The sequence below is a fragment of the Curtobacterium sp. 18060 genome, from assembly GCF_902706105.1.
Taxonomy (GTDB): domain Bacteria; phylum Actinomycetota; class Actinomycetes; order Actinomycetales; family Microbacteriaceae; genus Curtobacterium.
On the sequence record NZ_CACSJV010000114.1, the window covers coordinates 1 to 471 of the forward strand.

The 471-nt window shown below is 74.5% G+C and carries 1 pseudogene; it reads left to right on the plus strand.

From position 1 onward, the window contains the following. Nucleotides 1-471 (plus strand): annotated as a pseudogene (locus tag GVL05_RS19810) (cobyric acid synthase CobQ); the annotation flags it as partial.

The window sequence follows — 471 nt, forward strand, 5'->3', positions numbered from 1 at the left end:
GGCCGAGCGCGCCCTGATCCAGGGCTTCGTGCTCAACAAGTTCCGCGGCGACGCCGCGCTGCTCGCGCCCGCGCCCGAGATGCTGCGCGAGCGCACCGGAGTGCCCACCGTGGCCACCATTCCCATGCAGTGGCGCCACGGCCTGCCGGAGGAAGACGGTGTGTTCGACGACGCGGGCCACGTGCGCTCGGGAGCGGGCGGGGCGGTGCACACCACGGTGGCGGTCGTCGCCTATCCGCGCATCAGCCACCTCGACGAATTCCAGCCGCTCAAGAGCGTTCCGGGCCTGCGCCTCGTCTGGGCGCGCAGCCCCGCCGAAGTGGCCGCGGCCGACTGGATCGTGCTGCCCGGCTCCAAGGCCACGGCCGCCGACCTCGCCTGGCTGCGCGCCCAGGGGCTGGACGCCGCCATCGCCGCCCATGCCGCGCGCGGAGGCCGCGTGCTCGGCATCTGCGGAGGCCTGCAGATGCT